Genomic DNA, 2,634 nt, shown 5'->3' on the forward strand with positions numbered 1-2,634 from the left:
GACAGGCACTTCCGTGCTTTACACGCCGTACTCCACACCGGCAACGTGAAAGCGCGAGGCTAGGTCCGAGCCGCCGATGCCGATGTTGACGATCGTCCGGATGCGGCGGCCAGTGAAGCCTCTCCGAGCGCCGGACCTGACTTGCTCGGCAAAGCGGGCCGTGCGGTCCAACTCGTGATGCACCAGCGGCACGACGTCGACTCCATCGACCTCGAGTCGCTCAACCGGTTTGGCCCGCAGAGCGACGTGGAGCACCGAGCGCTTCTCGGTCGCGTTGATCGGCCTGCCACCGAACATCGCTCTGATTGCCTGCCGTACACCACGAGCCTCAGCAAGCTGTACGAGGCTGGCCACAATCGAGCTGTCCACCAGGTTCTTCGAATAGTCCAGAACAAGCCCATCGGAATCCACGGTGAGCTCGGCTGCTCGTTTCGGGTCGCCCTCGAAGAACTGCCGCAGCGTGGACGCTGGTGCCGCTGCCTTTGGCGCAAACGCCTCAGAGATGGTTCGATTCGAGCATGATCTCTGAGCCGCCGAACTCGCCGCTGCCCGTCGTTCGCTTCGCGCGAATAGGTGTCATATGCGACGGCCAGGACGCACTCGCCTCTGCCCTGGTCGAGTGCTTGAAGAGCGTAGGTCTGCGCGTCTCACCGTTACGCTCGGCGGACTTGCAAAGTGAACCACTAACGAAGAAGTTCGACGTCGTTTTCCTTGGCCTGAGTTGGGCGCGCCTCCAGGAGTCAGGTCCTGAGTTGGCGGATCGTTTGGCGGGCGTCGTCGTTGTCGCGTGCACCACTACGATCAGTTGGGATGAGGACGGCTATCTGATGGTGCCTATACCCGACGGGAGCGTCACGGCCATGGCTGCACGCCTGCTGCCCGAGTCACGCGTCGTGGGGGCATTCCACCAATTCTCCGCAGGGCACCTTGAGCTCGCATGCCTTGGTGCGTTCGAAAGTGACGTTCCGGTCCTCGGCGACGATCGCGAAGCTACAGACCTCATTGAGGGGATCGTCGATAGCATTCGGGGACTGGAGTCGGTCTACGTGGGTGGGCTGGAGGTGGCCCGAGCCTTCGAAGGCCTGGCTGCAATCGTCAACGAAGTGGCTCGGGGGCGCGAGAGACCTGTGGGATTCAGGCTGAGTGAAACAGGCGGGATTCGGTTCCTCTAGCTACTTCGACCTGAAAAAGTCTGGGCGGGCGACCGCTGGAAGGAGCCCCACCCGCTTCCGGATGGAGCCACGGGGTGGGGAATTTCCGTGAGCAGAACTGGGGAGATTCAGCTGAGCGCATCACCAGAGCGGGAGGGGGAGTTGAACCGTAGAAACACCGCGCTCAATCAGGCGAGAATCACCGTCCTGAGCGTGAACCCGGCCTCCCGTTGCCTCCGGTTCGCTCCCGTTACCTCGGGGGTGTGCCCCCCGGGGTGCACCACCAGTGTGGAGTTGATCCAGCACCGAGAGCTGGAAGAGCAACGTTAGTCGACCACAGTCGCCGACCGTGTGCGCGTCCCTCTTGCAAGAAGTTGGCTAGCGAGTGCGGGGCCCCGGGCTGTGGTGGCGGAACTCGATGACGTCTGCAGACTCGTTCCCGAGCTCAACTGATATGGACCGATGTCCTGTCAAGAGGCAGGGTGAGGCGCCCGTCCCGAGCGATCGGGGCGGGCGCCTCGTGCTTCGTCGTCGCGGGGTCCTGGTGAGCGTGTCGTTGGCGACGCGCGGTCAGACTGATATGCGGGTTGGTTACCGCAGGACGGTGCTTTCGGCAGGAGCGGGACCGCGTGTCTAGGGTCGAGCGTCACGGGCGTGATGCCCGTTGCTCATAGTTGTTGCGCGGGTCGCTCCGCGCGCTGCCACCAGCCCCATTGGGACGACGGAGCAGATCGTTGGCCCCTACTCTTCGATCACGGCCAGGGACCAGCACCAGCCGGACAGCTCGCGGGCGACCGCGACGTTGGCGATGGTGGGCTTCTTCTTCCGGTCGATGAACTTCACCCACCGCTGGTGCAGTCGTCGGTTTCCCTCGTCGCCACGGGCTCTCGCTGCGGCGGGTGCCAGGTCCCAGCGGTCGCGCATGGTCTTGCCCGCGACATAGCGGGCGCGGTGGTGCCAGGCCGCCTCGACCAGCAGCCGGCGCACGTGGGTGTTGCCGGTCTTGGTGATCGATCCCTGCACCCGCGAGGTGCCGGAGGAGTACTCACTGGGCACCAGGCCGACGAACGAGCCGATGCTGTTTCCGGTGAACCGGTGCCAGTCGCCGATCTCGACCGCGAGTGCGAACCCGGTCAGAGTGCTTACCCCTCGCAGGCATCCCAGTCGCCGAACGAGCGCGGTGAACTCTGAGTCGGCGGCCATCTCCTCGATCGCGGCGTCGAGCCGGTCCCGGCGCGCTTTGGTCACCAGCACCGTGTCGTAGTCGGAGTCGAACGCCAGCCGGGTAGCTCGATCGCTCAGCTGCGGCAGAGCCTCGTGACGCAGCCAAGCATCGTGCTTGCCGGTCCACGCCTGGCCGTCGTAGTAGACGATCCCGTGGCGCAGCAGCAGCTTGGACAATCGGTGCCGGGCCCGCATTAGCCTCGCGCTTTCACGTTGCCGGTGTGGAGTACGGCGTGTAAAGCACGGAAGTGCCTGTCCT

At 64.5% G+C, this 2,634-nt stretch carries 3 protein-coding genes; 1 reads left to right on the forward strand and 2 read right to left on the reverse strand.

Annotation, left to right across the window (positions count from 1 at the left end):
• Window positions 1-18 precede the first annotated feature (18 nt).
• Window positions 19-411, reverse strand: a complete 393-nt coding sequence (locus tag ACFPGP_RS17705) for a glucose-6-phosphate isomerase (protein ID WP_378592139.1) — start codon at window positions 409-411, stop codon at window positions 19-21.
• A gap of 107 nt (window positions 412-518) precedes the next feature.
• Between ACFPGP_RS17705 and ACFPGP_RS17710 the strand changes: the two genes are divergently transcribed.
• Window positions 519-1,172, forward strand: a complete 654-nt coding sequence (locus ACFPGP_RS17710) for an NADPH-dependent F420 reductase (RefSeq protein ID WP_378592140.1) — start codon at window positions 519-521, stop codon at window positions 1,170-1,172.
• A gap of 720 nt (window positions 1,173-1,892) precedes the next feature.
• On the opposite strand, the gene ACFPGP_RS17715 is transcribed toward ACFPGP_RS17710, so the two are convergent.
• Window positions 1,893-2,634: transposase (locus ACFPGP_RS17715; RefSeq protein ID WP_378592141.1), on the reverse strand; the 742-nt coding region annotated here is incomplete at its 5' end.

The organism is Nocardioides taihuensis (assembly GCF_042657275.1).
GTDB classification, from domain to species: Bacteria; Actinomycetota; Actinomycetes; order Propionibacteriales; family Nocardioidaceae; genus Nocardioides; species Nocardioides taihuensis.